21 protein-coding genes and 1 pseudogene are annotated in these 20,349 nt (G+C 40.0%); 13 read left to right on the top strand and 9 right to left on the bottom strand.

The genetic code is table 11. The annotated features are described in order from the left end of the window. Positions 1–50 precede the first annotated feature (50 nt). The 9 genes from IPH84_05075 (at position 51) to IPH84_05035 (ending at position 8,417) form a co-directional block, all read left to right on the top strand. Positions 51–2,078, top strand: coding sequence for a GHKL domain-containing protein (locus IPH84_05075; GenBank protein MBK7172603.1), 2,028 nt, complete (start codon positions 51–53; stop codon positions 2,076–2,078). Positions 2,079–2,141: 63 nt separating this feature from the next. After that, positions 2,142–2,528, top strand: coding sequence for a response regulator (locus IPH84_05070; protein MBK7172602.1), 387 nt, complete (start codon positions 2,142–2,144; stop codon positions 2,526–2,528). A 1-nt stretch (position 2,529) separates the two neighbouring features. Continuing rightward, positions 2,530–3,657: a hybrid sensor histidine kinase/response regulator gene (locus tag IPH84_05065; GenBank protein MBK7172601.1), complete on the top strand. Its 1,128-nt coding sequence runs from the start codon at positions 2,530–2,532 to the stop codon at positions 3,655–3,657. A 37-nt stretch (positions 3,658–3,694) separates the two neighbouring features. Further along, positions 3,695–4,315, top strand: coding sequence for a redox-sensing transcriptional repressor Rex (locus IPH84_05060; GenBank protein MBK7172600.1), 621 nt, complete (start codon positions 3,695–3,697; stop codon positions 4,313–4,315). 55 nt (positions 4,316–4,370) lie between these two features. Continuing rightward, on the top strand, positions 4,371–5,312 hold the full coding sequence (locus IPH84_05055; GenBank protein MBK7172599.1) for a bifunctional riboflavin kinase/FMN adenylyltransferase: 942 nt from the start codon (positions 4,371–4,373) through the stop codon (positions 5,310–5,312). A gap of 28 nt (positions 5,313–5,340) precedes the next feature. Continuing rightward, positions 5,341–6,102 carry an MBL fold metallo-hydrolase gene (locus IPH84_05050; GenBank protein ID MBK7172598.1) on the top strand — a complete coding sequence of 254 codons (762 nt, stop codon included), beginning with the start codon at positions 5,341–5,343 and terminating at the stop codon, positions 6,100–6,102. Positions 6,103–6,387: 285 nt separating this feature from the next. Then, positions 6,388–7,824, top strand: a complete 1,437-nt coding sequence (gene hydG, locus IPH84_05045; protein ID MBK7172597.1) for a [FeFe] hydrogenase H-cluster radical SAM maturase HydG — start codon at positions 6,388–6,390, stop codon at positions 7,822–7,824. Positions 7,825–7,891: 67 nt separating this feature from the next. Next, positions 7,892–8,149, top strand: a complete 258-nt coding sequence (locus IPH84_05040; protein ID MBK7172596.1) for a hypothetical protein — start codon at positions 7,892–7,894, stop codon at positions 8,147–8,149. A 10-nt stretch (positions 8,150–8,159) separates the two neighbouring features. After that, a complete protein-coding gene (locus tag IPH84_05035) occupies positions 8,160–8,417 on the top strand; it encodes a hypothetical protein (GenBank protein ID MBK7172595.1) in 258 nt (85 codons plus the stop codon). Positions 8,418–8,444: 27 nt separating this feature from the next. On the opposite strand, the gene IPH84_05030 is transcribed toward IPH84_05035, so the two are convergent. The 3 genes from IPH84_05030 to IPH84_05020 all read right to left on the bottom strand — a co-directional run bounded on the left by IPH84_05030 (position 8,445) and on the right by IPH84_05020 (position 11,009). Continuing rightward, positions 8,445–9,722 (bottom strand): gliding motility-associated C-terminal domain-containing protein, encoded by a 1,278-nt coding sequence (locus tag IPH84_05030; GenBank protein MBK7172594.1) that lies wholly within the window; start codon positions 9,720–9,722, stop codon positions 8,445–8,447. A 205-nt stretch (positions 9,723–9,927) separates the two neighbouring features. Continuing rightward, positions 9,928–10,332 carry a CoA-binding protein gene (locus tag IPH84_05025; protein MBK7172593.1) on the bottom strand — a complete coding sequence of 135 codons (405 nt, stop codon included), beginning with the start codon at positions 10,330–10,332 and terminating at the stop codon, positions 9,928–9,930. A 5-nt stretch (positions 10,333–10,337) separates the two neighbouring features. Beyond that, a complete protein-coding gene (locus IPH84_05020) occupies positions 10,338–11,009 on the bottom strand; it encodes an inorganic pyrophosphatase (protein ID MBK7172592.1) in 672 nt (223 codons plus the stop codon). Positions 11,010–11,230: 221 nt separating this feature from the next. On the opposite strand from IPH84_05020, the gene IPH84_05015 reads away from it, so the two are divergent. Both IPH84_05015 and IPH84_05010 read left to right on the top strand, forming a co-directional pair. After that, positions 11,231–11,653 carry a hypothetical protein gene (locus IPH84_05015; protein MBK7172591.1) on the top strand — a complete coding sequence of 141 codons (423 nt, stop codon included), beginning with the start codon at positions 11,231–11,233 and terminating at the stop codon, positions 11,651–11,653. Positions 11,654–11,663: 10 nt separating this feature from the next. Continuing rightward, on the top strand, positions 11,664–12,446 hold the full coding sequence (locus IPH84_05010) for a polyphosphate polymerase domain-containing protein (GenBank protein ID MBK7172590.1): 783 nt from the start codon (positions 11,664–11,666) through the stop codon (positions 12,444–12,446). Positions 12,447–12,482: 36 nt separating this feature from the next. On the opposite strand, the gene IPH84_05005 is transcribed toward IPH84_05010, so the two are convergent. The 3 genes from IPH84_05005 to IPH84_04995 all read right to left on the bottom strand — a co-directional run bounded on the left by IPH84_05005 (position 12,483) and on the right by IPH84_04995 (position 14,829). After that, entirely contained in the window at positions 12,483–12,935 is a 453-nt protein-coding gene (locus tag IPH84_05005; GenBank protein ID MBK7172589.1) for a hypothetical protein, read from the bottom strand. Next, positions 12,928–14,010, bottom strand: coding sequence for a VOC family protein (locus IPH84_05000; protein MBK7172588.1), 1,083 nt, complete (start codon positions 14,008–14,010; stop codon positions 12,928–12,930). Before IPH84_05000 ends, IPH84_05005 begins: the two co-directional genes overlap by 8 nt. Before the next feature lie 84 nt (positions 14,011–14,094). Continuing rightward, a complete protein-coding gene (locus IPH84_04995) occupies positions 14,095–14,829 on the bottom strand; it encodes an SDR family NAD(P)-dependent oxidoreductase (protein MBK7172587.1) in 735 nt (244 codons plus the stop codon). Between IPH84_04995 and IPH84_04990 the strand changes: the two genes are divergently transcribed. Together IPH84_04990 and clpB are read left to right on the top strand one after the other, a co-directional pair. After that, a complete protein-coding gene (locus IPH84_04990; GenBank protein ID MBK7172586.1) occupies positions 14,803–15,984 on the top strand; it encodes a DEAD/DEAH box helicase in 1,182 nt (393 codons plus the stop codon). The two genes, IPH84_04995 and IPH84_04990, sit on opposite strands and share 27 nt — an antisense overlap. A gap of 134 nt (positions 15,985–16,118) precedes the next feature. Next, positions 16,119–18,715: pseudogene (gene clpB / locus IPH84_04985) on the top strand (ATP-dependent chaperone ClpB). Between the two features lie 2 nt (positions 18,716–18,717). Here clpB and IPH84_04980 read toward each other — a convergent pair. The 3 genes from IPH84_04980 to IPH84_04970 all read right to left on the bottom strand — a co-directional run bounded on the left by IPH84_04980 (position 18,718) and on the right by IPH84_04970 (position 20,238). Beyond that, positions 18,718–19,233 carry a hypothetical protein gene (locus IPH84_04980; GenBank protein ID MBK7172585.1) on the bottom strand — a complete coding sequence of 172 codons (516 nt, stop codon included), beginning with the start codon at positions 19,231–19,233 and terminating at the stop codon, positions 18,718–18,720. Beyond that, positions 19,208–19,441: a hypothetical protein gene (locus IPH84_04975; protein ID MBK7172584.1), complete on the bottom strand. Its 234-nt coding sequence runs from the start codon at positions 19,439–19,441 to the stop codon at positions 19,208–19,210. The genes IPH84_04980 and IPH84_04975 overlap by 26 nt, the downstream gene beginning before the upstream one ends. A gap of 152 nt (positions 19,442–19,593) precedes the next feature. Next, positions 19,594–20,238, bottom strand: coding sequence for a porin family protein (locus tag IPH84_04970; protein ID MBK7172583.1), 645 nt, complete (start codon positions 20,236–20,238; stop codon positions 19,594–19,596). Between the last annotated feature and the right edge of the window lie 111 nt (positions 20,239–20,349).

The following is a 20,349-nucleotide window of genomic DNA, read 5'->3' as shown; positions in this document are numbered from 1 at the left end:
ATACTAATCAACAATAGGTAATGATGATTCAGCATAATCAATTATAAGGTATGGAAGCAATAGGGTCTGATAGAACCAACCTGGAGGCAGAGTTTAATAAACTGGTATTCACCATTAAGGAAAAATGCCGTGTTTGTTATACATGTGTCAGGGAATGCCCTGCTAAAGCCATTCGTATCACAGGCGGACAAGCTGAAATCATTGCCGACCGTTGCATAGCTTGTGGTAATTGCATAAAAGTCTGCAGTCAGGGAGCCAAGGTTTTCAGAAAAGAGATTGATGCTGTTAACCATCTGATAAATTCAGGAAATGTCGTTATAGCATGTGTTGCACCGAGTTTTCCGGCTGAATTTGCTGATATCAAGGATTACAGAAACCTGGTGGGTATGATTAAAGCACTTGGATTTAGTCATGTTACGGAGGTTTCATTTGGTGCCGACCTGGTAGCCCGGAAATATAAACAACAACTTAGTCATGGTAAACAGGCCATTTCATCTGATTGTCCGGCTATTGTTTCATATATTGAGAGATATTATCCTGATCTTACAGGTTTTATGGCTAGTGTTGTCTCGCCTATGGTTGCAATGTCACGGGTCGTAAAAAAGGTGTATGGGGAAAAATCAAAAGTTGTGTTTATAGGGCCCTGTCTGGCTAAGAAGGCGGAATCAAAGGAAATTGACAATGCCATCACCTTCAGGGAACTGAGAGAAATGTTTCAGCAGAAACGGATTACACCCAAATCGGTGAGCCCTTTGGAATTTGATCCTCCTTTAGGTGGTCGTGGGGCTATCTTCCCATTAAGTCATGGATTATTGAATACAATGGAAGTGACTGAAGATATTTTGAGTGAAAAGGTTATTGTTGCAGGTGGTGGAATGAATTTCCTTGATGCTTTGCGGGAATTTGAGCATGGAAATCTGAATGGACACCATCTCCATCTCCTGTGTTGTGAAGGTTGTATTTTAGGTCCCGGAATGTCGCCGTATCCTAATACTGCAGCCAGCAGTCAACGATTTGCCAAGAAAGCAAGGATCATCAGTTATGCAAATCAAAGGATGCTCAACCTGGATAAGGAAGAGTGGATGCGCAACCTTGAAGAATATGAAAAGCTTGATCTTTCCAGGAGCTTTACAAAAAGGGATATGAGGATTCCCCGTCCCAGTAACGAACAAATAAAGGAAGTACTCTACCGAATTGGCAAGTTTGGCCCTGATGATTATCTTAACTGTGGTGCCTGTGGTTATGATTCATGTGAAGAACATGCAATTGCAGTAATTAATGGTTTGGCTGAAACAGAAATGTGCTTGCCTTATTCCATAGAGAAACTACACAACTATATCAGGGAACTGGATACATCGAATGAGAAACTGGCATCCGTGCAGGAAGCTTTGCGACATTCAGAGAAGCTGGCAGGGATGGGGCAACTATCAGCAGGTATTGCGCATGAGTTGAATAATCCTTTAGGAGTAATTACTATGTATAGTAATATTCTGAAAGAGGAACTGCCGGAAGACAACCCTATGATCAGAGACCTGGAATTAATTGTTGAGCAAGCAGATCGCTGCAGAAAAATTGTAGGCGGATTGCTCAATTTTGCCCGCAAAAACCAGGTTAACATCAGTGAAACAGATGTAATCGCATTGGCAGAAAGGAGCATAAGTTCAGTGATAGTACCCCAAAGCATCACTATTTCATTCGCAAATAATGTAGCTGATCCAATGGCGATGCTTGACCTTGACCAGATGACACAGGTACTTACCAACCTTTTGAAAAACGCAATTGAAGCCATGCCGGAAGGAGGGGAGATATTATTGAAAGTAAGTGATTCAAGTGAAAATATCATCTTCACCATATCTGATAATGGATCTGGAATTGAAAAGGAAAATATGGATAAACTATTCACTCCTTTCTTTACAACCAAAGGAATTGGAAAAGGAACTGGATTAGGATTGCCTATCATTTATGGTATTGTGAAAATGCATAAAGGAGAAATTAATGTGCAATCGAATTCTGATAAAAAGGCAGGATTAACAGGCACCACTTTTACAATTTCAATACCCAGAAAAAGATTGATTTAGCATAAACTCTTTAACAGGTTTGGTCCTGTGAGGCTTTGAAACGAATACCTAGAAAAAATTGTAATGAAAAAGCGGATATTGATTGTTGATGATGACATGGATTATCTCTACCAGATGCGGCTGAAAGTAGAGCAGATGGGCTTTGAGACGGTAACAGCAGAAAGCCAGGCAGAGGCAGAGAAAATCATCCTTGAATTTAAGCCTGATTTATGCATTCTTGACTTGATGATGGAATCAGATGACAGTGGTTTTGTGTTGAGTTATAAGATCAAAAGAAAGTATCCTGATGTGCCCATTATTATTGCAACAGCAGTAACAGCGGAAACAGGAATGACTTTTGACATCAGGGCTGAAGAAAGCAAAAAGTGGATTAATGCTGACCTGTTTCTTGATAAGGGAATCAGGAATGATCAACTACAGCGTGAAATAAAGAAACTTCTTAAAATATAATATGGCAACTTATAAAATCCTTGTTATTGATGATGAACAAGGCATCCGGGATGGAACAAGGAGGATTCTCCAGAGTTTTAAGGTTGATTATCCTTTTATGGATGAACAAATTGATTTCCAGGTATTGGAAGCAGGAACAGGCACTGAAGGTATCGAGCTGATTGACAAGGAACAGCCTGAGATACTATTGCTTGACAACAAACTTCCGGATATTCAGGGTGTAGAAGTCTTGGAGTATGTCAAGAAAAAGCAATATGACATTGTTGTTGTGATGATTACATCTTATGCATCCCTGGAATTGGCTGTAAAAGCAACCAGGGACGGTGCATTTGACTTTATTCCGAAGCCATTCACTCCTCAGGAAATTCGGGCTTCCATTGAGAATATTACAAAACAGATCTTCCTTAAAAGGATGACTCAAACACTGAATAGTACAGGGAAACAGATACGTTTTCAATTTCTGTCAGTGCTTTCACATGAGCTTAAAGCGCCGTTAAATGCGGTTGATGGATATCTCAAGATGATCAGGGATAGGCAGTTGGGTGAAAATATTGAGGCCTACAATGAAATGATCGACCGATCCATTGAACGAATTAAAGGGATGCGCAGCCTGATTATGGACTTGCTTGATCTAACAAAAATTGAATCTGGCAAACCTGTTCAGAAATTGGAAGAAGTTGATGTCAGGAAAATCGTACAGCTTTCCATTGATACGATCCGACCTTATTCCATTCAGAAAGATGTTGATATTTATCTGAATAATAAGGAAACCATCACTATGAAAGCTGATGCCGGAGAGATTGAAATCATTATGAATAATCTCATCTCCAATGGTGTTAAGTATAATAAAGTAGGAGGGAGGGTAGATATATTTGTTGAAAAGTTGAAAGACATGATTCGAATAACTGTATCGGATACAGGAATTGGCATGTCAGAAGATGATAAAATGAAGATATTTGATGATTTCGTAAGAATCAAGAATCAAAATACCCGAAATATAACCGGAAGCGGTCTTGGCTTGTCGATTGTGAAAAAAATTGTAGATATGTATCATGGCTCTGTTGAAGTACAGAGCACTCCTGATAAGGGAAGTACCTTTATCATTAACCTTCCGAATGTGGAAGAATAAGTAATTCTATTGATTCACCAAATCTAAAAAGCGTCCAATGAAAAAATTACCAGATAAAACTGTTGAACGTCTCAGCCAATACAGGCGGACTCTTTTAATTGCATTTGGAAATGGGAAACACCATATTTTTTCTCATGAACTGGCAGCCATGTTACATATCACATCAGTCCAGGTTAGGCGGGATATAATGCTTATCGGATATTCCGGCACACTCAGACAAGGCTATGATGTCAAGGAGTTAATTGAAATTATAGGGAAAATCATTGATAGTAAGGATGGGCAAAAGGTGGCAGTAATTGGTATCGGAAACCTGGGAAGAGCCATTATCGGCTATTTCAGTGGTAAAAGAACCAAGTTGTCGATTGTTGCAGGCTTTGATCAGAATCCTGACAAAATCGACAGGGTTTATGCAGGTGTTTGGTGTTATCACTTTGACAGGCTTATTGAAATTATTCAAAAAGAGAACATCAGCATTGCTGTATTGACTGTTCCCGCCGCTGAAGCTACCCAGGTGGCTGATAAACTGGTGGCAGCAGGAATTAAAGGAATATTGAATTTCACTCCACGACCCTTAAATGTTCCTTCTAATGTTTACCTGGAGGAATATGATATGATCACCTCGCTTGAAAAACTGGCTTATTTTGTAAAGAAGGTTTAATTGGTTGTAAATCAGCTTACAGCTTGCTGTAAAATGATCTAAGAAAAAATACAGAATGAAGGTTTTTCATGATCTTGGCGAACTCATTTCCATTCCAAATCCTGTGGTTACTACAGGTTCTTTTGATGGTGTCCATGTGGGACATAAGGCTATCATTGGTCGGATTAACCGATTGGCAAGGGAGATACAAGGTGAAAGTGTCCTGATTACATTCCACCCGCATCCCAGGAAAGTCCTCTATCCTGAAACTGCAGGAAAGGATTTATACCTGATCAATTCACAAAGGGAGAAAGTAGAGCTATTGCGGAAAGCAGGATTACAAAATCTAGTCATTTTGACCTTTACTGCTGAATTCTCTAAAACTACTTCTATCGATTTTATCAGGAATATCCTTGTTAATAAGCTAAACGCCAAGAAAATAGTTATTGGTTTTAACCATCAGTTCGGTTTCAACCGGGAAGGAAATTTTGAATTTCTTGATGAATTAGGGAAATACTATGGTTTTGAAGTGGAAGAGATTCCTGAGCAGGATATTCATAATGAGACCGTTAGTTCGACACTTATCAGGAAAGCTTTACAGGAAGGCAAAATACAACGGGCTAATGCTTATCTCGACCATCATTATTTTCTGATGGGGAATTTATTGCCTGGGAGTCAGGAGTTGAAAGAACTGCAGATTCAAACCTTTCAAATAGCGATTGAGGAAGAATGTAAGCTGGTTCCGCCTGATGGTGTTTATGCTGTAAAAATTGAAGTACGGGGTCATTCATGTAAGGGCATACTGAATATTAAAAATAGCAGATATGGGAATGAGCGTTCCGCTGATGAGATGAAAATAGAATTTTATCCATTTACCGATCAATCAATTCCAGTAAACCAGGATGCAATTGTGTCATTTTCAAAGCGAATCAGGGATGAGTTACCCTTTGCTTCTTTGGAAGAACTCAAAGTACAGCTAAAAAAAGATCAAACGATGGTGGATGATATGATTTATTAATCAAAGTATGCAGAAGAAACCTCAAAAACTGAAGATTACATTCCTGGGAACCGGAACTTCAACCGGTGTGCCTGTAATTGCCTGTAATTGTGAGGTTTGCCAAAGTCTTGATGTTAAAGACAAGAGGTTTCGGACTTCTGCTCTTATTTCGATTGCCGATTCAAATATTGTGATTGATTGTGGCCCTGACTTCAGAATTCAGATGCTTAGACACAAGGTGGATAACCTGGATGCAGTGTTGTTTACCCATGCCCATCGCGATCATATTGCCGGATTGGATGATATTCGTGCCTATAATTATATTCTGAATAAATCGATTGATGTTTATGGCTCAGCACTAACCCTTGCAGCTGTTAAGGAGCAGTTTCCTTACATTTTTGCACCTGGAAGGTATTTTGGTGTACCCCAACTCAACATGCATGCAATTGACCTGGAACCATTCAAGGCCGGAGGTTTAGAGTTTATACCGATACAGGTTCTACACCAGGAGATGGTAGTTTATGGTTACCGTTTAGGAGATTTCTCTTATATCACTGATGCCAACTATATTGCCCCCGAAGAGCTTGAAAAGGTCATGGGTTCAAAGGTTGTTGTGTTGAATGCGCTTCGAAACTCAAGGCATGTTTCACATTTCTCCCTGAATGAAGCCCTTGAAATTCTAAAAAAAATTAATCCTGAAAGAGCCTATCTTACACATATCAGTCACTTTCTTGGCAGGCATGAAATCGTAGAAAGTAAGCTTCCTCCAAATGTTCACCTTGCTTATGACGGGCTTGTGATTGAAGTATAGATAATTTAGAAATTTAGAAATTTAGAAATTTAGAAATTCTCTGAAGTAGCGAATTGCTTAGAATGAGTTATCAGATTTTTTCTAACCTCACACTAGCAAACTCAACTGCACTTTAGCTCCCCCCCTAGCTCACTTTAGTTCACTCTAGCTCACTCTAGCTCACTCTAGGCACTCTAGCTCACTCTAGGCACTGTTAATAAATTCACAAAGATTAGGTATTGAAATGCTTTAATTCGATGAAATATATTTAATTTTGTTTCATAATAGTGACTAAGTCGGATTAACATGAAATTTAAGCCTGAGATTTGCCGGATTCCCGATCAACGAATGAAACCATTCATTGATGCAGATGAGATTTGGGAAATCCTTCAAACTACTACATCTACTGCAGAACAGGTAAGGGAAGTGATTGCCAGGTCATTGGCCAAAGAACGCCTCACCCTTCGTGAAACTGCCATTCTGATTAATGCTGATGATCCTGCTTTGATCGAAGAAATTAAAGAAGGAGCAAGGAGATTAAAAGAACTGGTTTATGGAAACAGGATTGTACTCTTTGCGCCCTTATACATTGGAAATAAATGCACAAACAATTGCAGTTACTGTGGCTTCAAAGTGTCAAATAAAGATGCCATCAGGCAGACACTTGATGATGCTGCCCTGGTTAAGGAAGTAGAAGCTCTTGAGGATAATGGTCAGAAGAGACTTATACTGGTTTATGGTGAACATCCGGAGTATAATGCCGAATTTATTGCACATACAGCCAGGGTTGTTTATGGAGTGAAGAAAGGCCAGGGTGAAATCAGGAGAATTAATATCAATGCTGCACCACTTGATATTGAAGGATTCCGGATCGTGAAAGATGCTGATATAGGCACATATCAAATTTTCCAGGAAACGTATCACCCGGAGATTTATAAAACCTATCATTTAGGAGGTCAGAAAAGAAACTTTGAATATCGGCTTACTTCCCTCGACCGGGCCCAGGAAGCCGGTATTGATGATGTTGGTATTGGAGCACTGTTTGGATTGTATGACTGGCGATTTGAAGTGATGGGATTAATCAGGCATACCAATCATCTTGAAGCCTGCTATAATGTTGGTCCTCATACCATCTCCTTCCCAAGGATACAGGAAGCATCAGCCCTTAATTTTGATGGTAAGTACAGGGTCTCAGATGAAGATTTTACTAAGTTGGTAGCCATATTGAGATTGGCTGTCCCTTATACCGGACTTATTCTTACTGCCAGGGAAAATCCAGCAGTGCGACATGAAGTGATGCGCTTTGGTGTTTCCCAGATAGATGGTGGAACGAAATTAGAGATAGGTAGCTATTCAGATAGTTTAAATGAATTGCAGGATCTGAACAAAGAGCAGTTCCATGTGAATGATTCAAGGTCATTGAACGAAATTATTGATGAACTGCTGGTTGATGGTTACCTGCCTTCATTTTGTACGGCATGTTATCGTTTGGGCAGGACCGGGGAGCATTTCATGGAATTCTCAGTTCCAGGATTTATTAAAAGATATTGTTCTCCCAATGCCATTCTTACCCTGACTGAATATCTTGAAGATTATGCCCCACGGGAAACCAGGATCAAAGGGTATGAAGTCATCGAAAAAAATCTTCTGGACCTCGAAAAAGCCCAGGAACGTTCCAATGTTCCTGAAATCAGAAATCGAATCAGTCGGATCATAGCCGGGGAGAGAGATTTGTATTTTTAGGCTTTTGTCGTTTAGGATTAGCCATACCAATGTTTCTTATTTTGATTAACTTGCCAATACATTGAATATGAATGAGACCCGAGTATTAGGATTATTGATCACCGACAGGATCAAGGAAGCGGGGAGAACCCAGGGATTATTAAGCAAATATGCCCCTTTGATTCGCTCAAGACTGGGTTTTCATGAAGTAAATGATAATGTATGCAGTAGAGTTGGGATCATACTTTTACATTTAACAGGACCATTAGTTGAGTGGGAAGAGTTTGAAACCGAACTCAGGAAAATTGAAGGAATTGAAATTCAGGTAATGTCATTCAAATACTAACATCCTCGCCATGAAAGAAGTCCGAATCCTTGGGGTTTATGTGAACGATCGGGTGAAAGATGCAGCCCTCATCCAACCTATTTTAACCAAATATGGTTGTTCGATCAGGACCAGGCTGGGTCTTCATAGCCTGGAAGACATTTATGCTGTAAATACAGGATTAATTATTCTTGAACTGGTTGGAAGCCAGGACGAATGCCTGCGACTCGAGAATGAACTACTCTCTATTGATCAACTGGATGTTCAGAAAATGACATTCCGGAAATAATCTCTACGACTTTTATTGCAGTACAGTTTAATTACCGCCCATTATTGTGACGGATCCTTTATGTTTATCTGTATTGAAATAGCCTATTGTCTTTACAACATAGAAGTAAACCCCATCCGGAGCTCCTGCCGGTGACCAGTCATTTTTGTAGTCAGAAGTGGAGAATAAACGGCGCCCCCAGCGGTCAAAGATATAGACCTCGAAACGCATATACTCATGATCCAGGGGATTCCCGCTTTCATCAAATATTGTGAATACCCTGTTTTCCGGTGAACCATTGGGAACAATCAGGTTGGATATCTTCAATTTTTGATCTTTGATTGGAATGCGTTGAATAATCAGTGTATCACATCCATTCTGATTAGTGATGTGCAGTTTAAGCTGATAGAAACCATCCAGGTTTGAATTGGCCAGATCGTAAAGGTGGGTAGGATTGAAGGAACGGGCTGTATCCCCATCACCAAATTCCCATAATGGTGGTTCGATGACATGAGTAGGGCTTATTTCTTCAAAACTAAAGGTGAGAATTGGATTTTCCCTGAACAGGACCGTTGTAGTATCTCCTTCGCATTCAATTTTCAAATCAACCTTCGGACCAGGCAAGCCCTCAATCGAATAAAGGCTGTCAAGTTCACATCCTTTGCTATCAATAATCCTTAAACTATTAGGCCCATCACATAGATTAGTCTGGATAGAATCAAATCTTCCGGGTTGATTATTCCAAAGATACAGGTAAGGAGGTGTTCCGCCTGTGGCTTGTGCCAGGTAGTTGGCATCACATTTCCCGATACAGGTTGGATCAATTTCCTGGATTGCCAGTTGAATAGGAGGGTTTACAAAGGCTAAACCATTATGGTAAATATCAGAGATTAATGAATCGCCAATACTATGGTAGATGCAATTTCCCGGTGTAATGGTATCCCAAATTAATGAAGTAGATCCTGTGATTCCTTTAAAAACAAGCATTACCATAGTATCCTGAAATAAACTTGTTTCAGTCGGCCTGTGCCAATTTATCGAAACCTTGCCATTTAGTTCAGTAACCTGAAAACTCCCGCCGGTAAGATCCTGATGAAGGAGATAATAAGATTCATAACTGAGGACAGCCGGATTAAAATTGAGTACCAGGTTGAAGGAATCCACCCCTACCATATTTTTCACCTGAATTGGCATTGCCTGGGATGTGCCGGGGCAGAATAAACTGGTATCTATGCTTGTCTCCACATAAAAAATCTGGGCCAGACTTTTCACTGGATTCAACATCAGCAGTAAAACAAATAAGAGGATGAGATTCCTAAAATGCATATGATAATTCAGGTTCAGGATTTTTATTCAGGCATGCGATAGAGCTTGCTAAATTAATTAAAAATAGCAAGCATGCTATATAAACGGACTATGGGTGAAATTCTTGTGTATTATAATGAAGATTGAGTCATTGAAGTACAATTTCCTTAATTGGTCCTGAAATTTCCACTTTCAAAGGGCTAATCCATTGTTAGTTATCTCTTTTCTAGAAGAAAATTCCAGCATGTAACATCATGATTGAACAGGCGGCTAGTACTTCAATACCTGCTTCTTCCAGCTTTTTTTCAAAACCGGGATTTTCTGTTCCGGGATTAAAAATCACTCTGACTGGCTTGAGATTCAGGATGTACTCAAAATAGGGTTCCTGGTTCCTGGCACCAAGATAAAGTGTAACCGTGTGGATTGCTTGTCCATCAGGAACAGACTTTACAATCTGAATTCCTGATACATTCCCTTCTTTTAAGCCAACTGCAATTACAGGAATTTTCTGCATTGCCAGGTCACTGAGGCACATATAAGAATACCTGGAAGGATCAAGGCTGGCCCCAAGTAATAGGACATTTTTGGGATTTGGTGAATTCTGAGTATCGCTTTGAATTGAAGTACTCATTCCAGCTACACCTCCCTTAGCATAAGTTCAAGATTTTCAAAGCGTTGCCGATAGTCATCCATGGAACGCCTGATAATTTCATGAGCCTCATCACGACCAAAGATGTGTGTTATTTCAACATGCAGATCCAGGCCTGGCAAGTCCTTGTATGTCAGGAAGTAATGTCTTAAACGATCCACTACCATTTCAGGACAATCTGAAATATCTTTATAATCACCATAAACAGCATCATTCCTAAGCACACAAATGATCTTGTCGTCGGATTCATTTCCATCGATCATTCTGAATCCCCCGATAGGAATTGCTTGTACAAGAATATCCCCATGGGAGATCACTTTTTCAGTTAATACGCATACATCAACAGGGTCTCCATCACCTTTGATATCTGTTCTGCCACTTTTTTCCATGCAAAATTCTGCCACTTTTTTCCCGCTGAATGTTTGAGGAATGAAACCGTACATAGCAGGAACTACATTCGAATATTTCTGTGGACGGTCAAGTTTCAGGTATCCGCTAATTTTATCAACTTCATATTTTACTGTATCCGTTGATACCATTTCAATGAATGTAGTGATGCATTCCGGAGCCATATCACCTACTTCGACCCCATGCCAGGGATGCGATTTATACCGTAATCCCATCAGTTTACCAATGGGGTCCATTATTTTATTGGCCATAGCATATACAATTTACCTGCAAATATAAGCGGTTTGTTGATACACATGATAGTGAACTCCAGGTTAGATGTTAATCAGAAAAAACATAGAAATGACTATTACTTGTTGATAGGTAGTGTGATTAATAATAGCTAAGGATTTATTTCCACAAATGATTTATTGTTTAGATTAGCATCGGTTTTCAAGGACTGGAAGATCGTTTGTTGCAATGAAACAGATATATGAACGTTACTTTAGCAGGAATAAAAATGATGCGTTTTTCAATAACAATAATCATCTCAATTTTACTACTCTCTGGCTGTGAAAAGGAAGCAGGAGAAGGAGGTACCTCCAGTATCACCGGTAAGGTATGGGTACTAGATTATAATAGTGAGTATTCAGAAATAAATGCTACTTATTATGGTCAAAAAGAGGATGTTTTTATCATTTATGGAGATGAGGTAGTTTATGGCAATGCCTTCGAAACTAATTATGACGGCACTTATAAATTTGATCACCTGAGAAAGGGGAAGTACAGGATATACGCTTATTCTGAAGATACCACCGGCCTGGTGCCCGGAGGAACATTCCCGGTTATCAGGGAAGTTGAAATTACAGAGAATAAGCAGGACCTGGTAATTGATGATCTTGTAATTGTTAAATAGTATACTTGAATTGAACTCGCTGAACGATATAAGGAATTTACTGTCTGGCTTTGATCCTATAAGCCTTACAGATATGGATTCTGTGAAACTATTGAATCGCTCGGAAAAGAAATTTGTGTTGCATTTCAATAGAATCTCTTCTGTTCTGAAAGAAGTTATTTCTGATTACAAAGTGCTTGAAATCAATGATGAACGCATCCTGGAATACAATACTGAATATTTTGATACCAGTGACAATGCCATGTATCTTGCTCATCATAACGGCAAGCAATCTCGTTTTAAAGTCAGGCGACGCGAGTATGTGATATCGGGTGAACAGTTCCTGGAAGTAAAAAGACGAACCAATAGTGGACGTGTCCAGAAAAAGCGGGTTGAACTCCAGGGAGCAAATCTGGATTCAAATTTTGAACAGGTATTCATCGAAGCTGCCACACCTTATAAGCTTGATGGACTGGAAATGAAGTTGATCAATACATTCCAGAGAATTACCTTAGTAAGTATTCCGAGAAAAGAGAGGATTACCATTGATGTGGGACTGGAATTCAAAAATGATCATAGTACCATTCAGCTTCCTTCAGTTGCGATCATAGAAGTCAAATTCGACAGGATGGCTACAGAACCCGGGTTTGAAAAAGTCATGAAAAAACTGAGGATTCACGGTTCAAGCGTTAGTAAATACTGTATCGGGAGAGCTTTGCTTGAACCAAAACTCAAATCCAATCTATTTCAAAATAAAATCAGGTATCTGACAAAGCTAAATGCCCTGGTTAATGACCATCGTAATAATGCTTAAAGGTTTTCCTGGTCCTGATGTTTAGTAGCCAGGAAGTTAGCATATATCTAATATCTGGATACTCTTTCCCCTGAATTCACAGCTTTCACCTCGTTTTTTACCTTGTAAAGCCTGGTAAATAGGGACTTTTGCAGAAATTGCATAGAAAAGCTGGCTTTCAATTTCAATCTTACCGCTGCTGATGGCTACAAAGTAGTTTTGGTCCTGAGAAAATACTACTGCGCCAAATCCGACAATTTCTATTTTTTTATTAGGGTCAATCTTTTCAAGTACTTTCAATTCATTCAATTCAGTATCCAATTGTTGGGCCATCATGTCGCGCTTCCTCATCAGTTGAGCCCTGAATGCGTCATACCTGTCCCTGGGTGCCCCATATTCATTGGCTTGTTGCTGGGCATCATTCATGGCAATCTCGAGGTTACTGATAGAATCCAATAGCCGTTTCTTACAGGTTTCCAGCAAGATGCCTTTAATCTCTGTTTTATCCATTACTTTCTTTAAAGCGATTAAATCTCAATGCTTTTACAATGAAATCAGGTAAGGATTTATGAGGGTGCCTTTTTTTAAGGTTGAGATAAATTCCAAATTTCTTGAACACCGGGACTTTCAATGTCTCTACAAACTCTATCAAAGTACCATCAGGATCAGCGATATAGGCAAAGTGTCCAGCCGCTTCACCCATATCGAAACCTTTCGTGTCATGAGACGCAATGCTGTCAACAGTGAATGCGAAACCGTCATTTCTGCATTCTTCACGTAAACTACGCATGCCACTTACATCAAAGCACAGATGGATGAATCCCAGGTCTCCCCAGAAGCGATTTTCATATATTTTACGAACCGGCCGGTCAATGCTCTGAATCAGTTCCAACTGCGTTGGTCCGAGCAACTTACTAAAGCTCCCCCGTTTGTGATCGGAATGGTTCAGAAGAATTCTGCGAAAGTTTCCTTTACCACCCGGCAATGTTGTCAGATCTTCAAAATTCCCGGTTTTGTCATAAACAACCTTATTGTACCCCAATATCTTACTATATAACGGTAGAGCTTTTTCAATATCAGTTACTCCAATGGTCACCCCAAATACTGCTCCGGTGGGCTTGTTCTCATTCATGAAATAAGCATCACAAGGAACTACTTCAAAATAATTGCCATAAGGGTCCTGGAGGAAATAGTGATCTTTCCCGCCCGGGTCCTTGCTAATATTATGTGGTTCAAGCCCTGCCTTTTTATGAAGTTCAAATGCTGCATGAACATCCATCGACTTGATTTTCACGGAAAAAATGCCCAGGTCACCCATTTGCAAATCAAATGCAGGTTGCTGAGGGATGCGATCTTTATAATTCCATATCTCAAAACCACCGCCACCTTGCATATTCATGGCCAATGCAGCATGACGTTTCTGTGGTTTTCCACCAGTATACGGGAGCATAAGCCCGGCAATGGCTTCCTCTTCAAATATCCTGATATCCACTCCAAATGCTTCACGGTACCATTTCCATGCTTCAGCTACATTATTCACACCAATACCTACTTGCTGAATTCCCCGTATATATTTTTCTGACATGATGGATTCTTTTGAACGAAATTACTAAAATGTTGAGGAAAGTGAAAATTGTTTATTGCTGTTAACAGTAAGAAATCCGTAAGCTCAGGTAGGTGAGACCTTTGAAATCATCCTGTAAAATATGGAAGGAAGGAATCTTTTAAGATATACCGAGATCTTTTCAAATCCTCCGATTAATACCACGATCTTGTTTTTCCTGAATGCCCGGATCATTTCTTTAGCACATTGCTCGGCCGTAATTCCTTTATCCTGCCTGGCATCCATTTTTCCATGTGGTTTTCCATCAGCAGCCAGTGCATTCAGGGAAATACTTGTCCTGACCCTATCAGGACATACTATGGTGACGCCAATTTGATCATGCAGATGTTCTATCCGCAAGGTTTCATAAAATCCATGCAAAGCATGTTTAGAAGCACAATATGCTGAACGAAGCGGGAAACCAAAAAGGCCGGAAAGACTGGATGTTACAATAATGTGGCCTCCCTTATTTTGAATCATATGGGGCAGTATCGCCTTGGTGAGTGCAATATTCGCAAAATAATTGATCTCCATAATTTTACGATCTATCTCAAGCGGTGACTCTTTGATAAGAGAACGTTGACTTATTCCACCATTATTAAAAAGGAAATCAATCCTTCCAAATAAGGAGATAGCTTTTTCAGAAATATCATTGAACTGGGTAGGCAATGAGCAACCTTCTGCCTTGTGCTGCATTGAATTGAGAAAGCCGTACTTTTGCAGGCTTAAGGAATCTTGTCCGTAGGTTCGCCCATCAATTCTGATTGAATAGCCATGAAATTTGCTGCATACCCTTTTCATCCTGACCTTAAACAAAGCATTGCTGATGCGGGATTCCTGCGCCCAACTGATATCCAGTTTAAGGCAATTCCACCTATCCTCCGGGGCGAAGACGTGCTTGGAATTGCTCAGACAGGCACCGGGAAAACAGCAGCTTTTGTGATTCCTGTAATTCAGCTGCTGCTAACCACCGGCCGTAATGAATTACCCAAGGGAATCCAATGTCTTGTGATGGTGCCAACCAGGGAATTATGCCTCCAGATTACTGAAGTATTTAAAGACCTGGGCAAGTATACCCAAATAAAAACATTAAGTGTATTTGGGGGTGTTAGCCAGGATCCCCAGATTGAGCTTTTAACAGAGGGAGTGCATATCCTTGTTGTGACTCCCGGCCGTTTGTTTGACCTAATCAGCCAGGGTCACATAAAACTGGACCAACTAAGGATGTTGGTTGTGGATGAAGCCGATCATATGCTTGATCTGGGATTTATCAATGATATCAATCAATTGGTTAAGATGCTACCCAGGAATAGACAAACATTATTCTTTTCTGCTACGATAAATCCTGAGATTAAAAAACTGGCCTATTCGCTTGTAAATAATCCCATCAGAATCCAGATTTCACCAAAGGATCCGGTTTCTAAAAATATTGACCACGCTGTTGCTTACATCAGTATGGATGATAAACGATTTTTCCTGGAGCGCTTGATCAAAGAGAATGAGCAGAGTAAAATACTGGTGTTTGTCCGGACCAAGGTAAGGGCTGAACGCGTGAATAAAGCCCTCGAAAGAGCAGGAATCAGGAGTTATACCATCCATGGAGATAAAGTACAGCAGGAAAGGATCCAGGTATTGAGAAAATTCAGCCTGGGAGAGATTTTGGTATTAATAGCTACGGATGTGAGTGCCAGGGGAATAGATATTCCAAATGTAGATTATGTGGTGAACTATGACCTTCCTGAAAAAGTTGAGAATTATGTTCACCGGATCGGTCGGACAGGCAGGGGTACACATAGGGGAAATGCAGTTTCATTCTGTAGTGAAGAAGAGAAACCCATCCTGGATGAGATTACTGAATTTGTGGGAAAAAAGATCAAAGAACTCGATATTAAGCAATCTGATTATAGTGAAACACTGGACTTTTCTGAAGTCGCTGATCATGATTGCCTACCATGATTATTGAATGAATTTGAAGTAGTTAGTGCCAATATGACAGATTATATTTTTAAAAGATGACAAAATGACACATAGTTATCTAATGGTTTAGAAATTGATGATTAGGTTTAACGTTCAAGTAATTATATAAACCTATGAATTTCAACAATTTCACAATAAAGGCCCAGGATGTGGTTCAGCAGGCTCAGCTTGAAGCACAGGAAAGGAAACACCAGGCGATTGAAGTAGCACATCTTTACCGTGGGATTCAAAAAGCGGATGAAAATATTGTTCCCTTTTTACTCAAAAAACTTGGGGTTGATCCTAATCTTATCGATAAGGAAATTGAAAAACTTTTTCTATCGATGTCTAAAGTTGAAGGAGGGGAGGTTTATCTCTCACAGGAATCAGGAAAAGTGCTGCAAAAAGCAGATACCTATCTTAGGGAAGTTCGGTGATGAATATGTCTCCATTGAATTATTGTTGTTGTCGATGCTTACCTCAGCCAGTGAGATATCAAATATACTGAAGCGCCAGGGAGTAACTGAGAAGGGCTTAATATCTGCTATCCGGGAACTCAGGAAAGGGAATTCAGTAAACAGCAAGACTGCAGAGGATACTTACCACGCATTGACTAAATATGCCAGGAATCTGAATGAACTGGCGAGATCGGGTAAACTTGACCCGGTGATTGGTCGTGATGAGGAGATCAGGCGAATTTTGCAGATACTCACCCGCAGAACTAAGAATAATCCTATCCTCATTGGAGAACCCGGAGTTGGAAAAACAGCGATTGCTGAAGGCCTGGCGCATCGAATCATTAATGGAGATGTTCCGGATAACCTTCGGTCGAAGCAAATATTCTCTCTGGATATGGGGGCGCTTATCGCGGGTGCAAAGTATAAGGGAGAGTTCGAAGAGCGATTAAAGAGTGTAGTAAAAGAAGTCATAGCTTCAGAAGGTGAAGTTGTGCTTTTTATTGATGAGATTCATACCCTTGTTGGAGCAGGGGCATCTGAAGGTGCTATGGATGCTGCCAATATCTTAAAGCCGGCCCTTGCCAGGGGTGAACTTCGTGCCATTGGAGCAACCACATTGAAAGAGTACCAAAAGTACTTTGAGAAAGATAAAGCGCTTGAGAGAAGATTCCAGATCGTGATGGTGGATGAACCATCCTCGGCTGATGCTATCTCTATTCTCAGGGGATTAAAGGAACGTTATGAGACACATCACCAGGTCAGGATTAAGGATGAAGCAATTATTGCTGCTGTTGAGTTGTCACAGCGCTATATAACAGATCGCTTCCTGCCTGATAAAGCTATTGATTTGATTGACGAAGCCGCATCTAAGCTAAGGTTGGAGATCAATTCTGTCCCGGAAGAACTTGATGAAATTGAACGGAAAATCCGTCAGCTTGAAATTGAGCGGGAAGCTATTAAAAGAGAGAAAGATGAGCTGAAATTAAAACAGCTTGGGGCTGATATTGCTAATATGGAAGCAGAACGCAACCAGTTGCAGGCAAAGTGGAAAGCCGAAAAGGAGCTGGTCGATGGGATTCAGCAATGTAAAAAGGATATGGAACAGTATCGGTTTGAGGCAGAGAATGCTGAAAGGGAAGGAGATTTTGGCAAGGTTGCAGAATTAAGGTACGGGAAAATTAAAGAAGTGGAAGCTAAGCTCATCCATTTGAAAGATCAGCTTAATAAAGTACAATTGAATTCAGCAATGATAAAGGAAGAAGTTGGTTCTGAGGAAATTGCTGAGATTGTTTCGCGTTGGACAGGAATCCCGGTAAGCCGGATGCTGCAAAGTGAACGAGAAAAACTTTAATCTGGAATTCGAGCTTCACCAAAAGGGTAGATTCCAGGCAGGAAGAAGCTATCGAGGCAATTTCGATGCTATCAGGCGCAGCAGGGCTGGATTGCAGGATTCAAAAAGGCCTGTGGGCTCTTTCATCTTCCTTGGTACCACAGGTGTTGGAAAAACTGAACTTGCAAAAGCACTTGCGGAATACCTCTTTAATGATGAGAATGCCATCATTCGCATTGATATGAGTGAATACCAGGAACGTCATGCCGTCGCAAGGCTGGTGGGGGCTCCTCCCGGATATGTGGGGTATGATGAAGGTGGTCAGCTCACTGAAAAAGTCAGGAGAAAACCTTATTCTGTGATCCTGTTTGATGAGATGGAAAAGGCTCATCCGGATATCTTCAATATCCTTCTACAAGTACTTGATGAAGGCAGACTGACAGATAATAAGGGTAGAACCGCTGATTTTCACAATGCACTAATCATTATGACTTCTAATATTGGTTCTCAGTTAATTCAGGATCAGATGAATGAAAGTGGAAGTACGGATGATGATTCTTTATTTGAAAGCACCCGAACTCAGGTCATGGATATGTTGAAAAGGAGTATCCGGCCGGAATTTCTAAACAGAATCGATGAGATCATTATGTTCCACCCTTTAAACCGGGTTGAAATCAGACGAATTGTTGAATTACAGTTGAAATCACTCGATGACTTACTGGGGAAAAATGGTATAAGTCTTTCATTTTCAGAATCTGCGCTGGAATTCCTTGCTACTAAAGGATATGATCCAAACTATGGAGCCAGACCTTTGAAAAGAGTCATTCAAAAGGAAGTACTGAATAAGCTCTCCAGGATGTTACTCTCAGGTGAGATTACAAATAATCAGCAAATTATGGGAGAAATGCAGGAAGGGGAATTGATTTTTGAAATGGCCAATTAAAATCAATTATTTGGAGCACCCAGATTGATCCAGATCTTTACCATATTGATCTGACAATCAGTTAATTTGTTGCTATTTTGAGGCATTGGACTATAACCATTCAGCTGATTGATCGTTCCCAGAAATTTCCCATTATCTGCAATCGCTTTAGCATCAGAATATATTACAAGTGGGATTCCCCCGCTTGGGTTTCCACCACTGTGGCAACCCTGGCAGTGATTCTGAAGCAATGGCTTGATATGAGTGAGATAGGTAACATTGGTCGTATCACATCCTGCTTCTAGGCAACTGTTATTCTTTGCTCCCTGGCTGATCCATTTTGAAATCAATGCTAATTTATCAGAGGTAAATGCAGGGTAGGGGGGCGGTGGCATCCTGTCATCAAGGTCACTTTCTGCCATTTTCTCGTAAATCTCACTCCTGGTAGGGTTTGAAATATTAATTCCTCCTGTTGACATTATATTAGCATAACTATTGAGTACAATTCCTTCCTCATGTGTTCCAACGTCGGCAGCCACTCATTGCACATCCTGACTGAAGCATGGGAAGAATTTGTTGCTCAAAATAAACAGTATCCGGACTGCATTGGGAGGTGGGGTTTTGGGTAGTGTCGTCAGGAGGGTTTACAGTTTCCTGGAGTTCAGGATCATGCTTGCATGCAGACGATAAGAATAGTGACAAGATGATCACCGTAATAGAGGTTGTTAAGAGAGTTGGACGAGTCATAATTCGTTTGGGTTTATATCTATGAACTTACCTAAATTGATTTTATTATATTACATCAAAAAAAGCTGCTCCGAAATTAACCTTCGAAACAGCTTTTTGTTTTGGTCAAATCTTCAAATCATGAAGCGAAGAACAGAATGAATCAGTTTGTTTTAATTCTGAAAAATATAAACTAACCCCATGTTAATTTCAAATGAACTCCACGAATCTTTGGTTTTCTCAACACTGGCAGCACTTTTCTGATCAACTTCTTCTTCATTTTTAGTAAACCATGAATCATAATCATAGCCAACGAATAAGTCCAACCCAAAGTTATCTGTCATCAAATAGGTAAATCCACCTCCTACCCTGGCGGAGAAGTATGTTGATTTCGTCTCATCCTCAGTACCTCCGGTATATTTATAAGTTGATTTATCAAATCCAGTTCCTAGACTACCTTCACCATACAAATTCATCTTGTTCAACTGGAAGAAATAATACCTTACAACTGGACCTACCAGGAACTTGAAGTATTTATCATCACTTCCAGATTCATACTTGTAGTGTTCGGTGTAAAAATCGATGAAAAGACCTGTCATCAGGTTGTCAGCAATAAAGTAACCTGCTTCGGGGTTAATGAAGAATTCAGAATATTTAAAAACATCGACAGATGTACCACCGGATTTGGATTTCTTATTGCCTATATCAAGGCCAAGATTACTATATCCTGCTGTGAAACAGTTGCCTTTCTCAAACTGAGCCATTAAAGCACTGCTGGAAAAAAGCACAATCAAAAAGAGAATAGAAAGCTTTTTCATAGATTTGGTTTTATTTGGTTATAGAACAAATATAGCAAACTATTCTACGGAATGCAATTATTGGATATTATCACTGATTATAAGATACTATGAAAAGTACATATGATCAGG

Source organism: Bacteroidales bacterium, from assembly GCA_016707785.1.
In the GTDB taxonomy this organism is placed as follows: domain Bacteria; phylum Bacteroidota; class Bacteroidia; order Bacteroidales; family UBA4417; genus UBA4417.
This window is presented reverse-complemented; position numbering and strand designations above follow the sequence as displayed.

What these genes read in the sequence shown, in the direction of transcription:
- IPH84_04975 (MBK7172584.1), bottom strand. Translation starts at nt 19,441, where the DNA reads ATGACTCGTCCAACTCTCTTAACAACCTCTATTACGGTGATCATCTTG.
- IPH84_04990 (MBK7172586.1), top strand. Translation starts at nt 14,803, where the DNA reads ATGAAATTTGCTGCATACCCTTTTCATCCTGACCTTAAACAAAGCATT.
- IPH84_05070 (MBK7172602.1), top strand. Translation starts at nt 2,142, where the DNA reads ATGAAAAAGCGGATATTGATTGTTGATGATGACATGGATTATCTCTAC.
- IPH84_05065 (MBK7172601.1), top strand. Translation starts at nt 2,530, where the DNA reads ATGGCAACTTATAAAATCCTTGTTATTGATGATGAACAAGGCATCCGG.
- IPH84_05025 (MBK7172593.1), bottom strand. Translation starts at nt 10,332, where the DNA reads ATGAGTACTTCAATTCAAAGCGATACTCAGAATTCACCAAATCCCAAA.
- IPH84_05005 (MBK7172589.1), bottom strand. Translation starts at nt 12,935, where the DNA reads ATGGATAAAACAGAGATTAAAGGCATCTTGCTGGAAACCTGTAAGAAA.
- IPH84_05055 (MBK7172599.1), top strand. Translation starts at nt 4,371, where the DNA reads ATGAAGGTTTTTCATGATCTTGGCGAACTCATTTCCATTCCAAATCCT.
- IPH84_05000 (MBK7172588.1), bottom strand. Translation starts at nt 14,010, where the DNA reads ATGTCAGAAAAATATATACGGGGAATTCAGCAAGTAGGTATTGGTGTG.
- IPH84_05035 (MBK7172595.1), top strand. Translation starts at nt 8,160, where the DNA reads ATGAAAGAAGTCCGAATCCTTGGGGTTTATGTGAACGATCGGGTGAAA.
- IPH84_05040 (MBK7172596.1), top strand. Translation starts at nt 7,892, where the DNA reads ATGAATGAGACCCGAGTATTAGGATTATTGATCACCGACAGGATCAAG.
- IPH84_05030 (MBK7172594.1), bottom strand. Translation starts at nt 9,722, where the DNA reads ATGCATTTTAGGAATCTCATCCTCTTATTTGTTTTACTGCTGATGTTG.
- IPH84_05075 (MBK7172603.1), top strand. Translation starts at nt 51, where the DNA reads ATGGAAGCAATAGGGTCTGATAGAACCAACCTGGAGGCAGAGTTTAAT.
- IPH84_05015 (MBK7172591.1), top strand. Translation starts at nt 11,231, where the DNA reads ATGAACGTTACTTTAGCAGGAATAAAAATGATGCGTTTTTCAATAACA.
- hydG (MBK7172597.1), top strand. Translation starts at nt 6,388, where the DNA reads ATGAAATTTAAGCCTGAGATTTGCCGGATTCCCGATCAACGAATGAAA.
- IPH84_04995 (MBK7172587.1), bottom strand. Translation starts at nt 14,829, where the DNA reads ATGAAAAGGGTATGCAGCAAATTTCATGGCTATTCAATCAGAATTGAT.
- IPH84_05060 (MBK7172600.1), top strand. Translation starts at nt 3,695, where the DNA reads ATGAAAAAATTACCAGATAAAACTGTTGAACGTCTCAGCCAATACAGG.
- IPH84_04970 (MBK7172583.1), bottom strand. Translation starts at nt 20,238, where the DNA reads ATGAAAAAGCTTTCTATTCTCTTTTTGATTGTGCTTTTTTCCAGCAGT.
- IPH84_05020 (MBK7172592.1), bottom strand. Translation starts at nt 11,009, where the DNA reads ATGGCCAATAAAATAATGGACCCCATTGGTAAACTGATGGGATTACGG.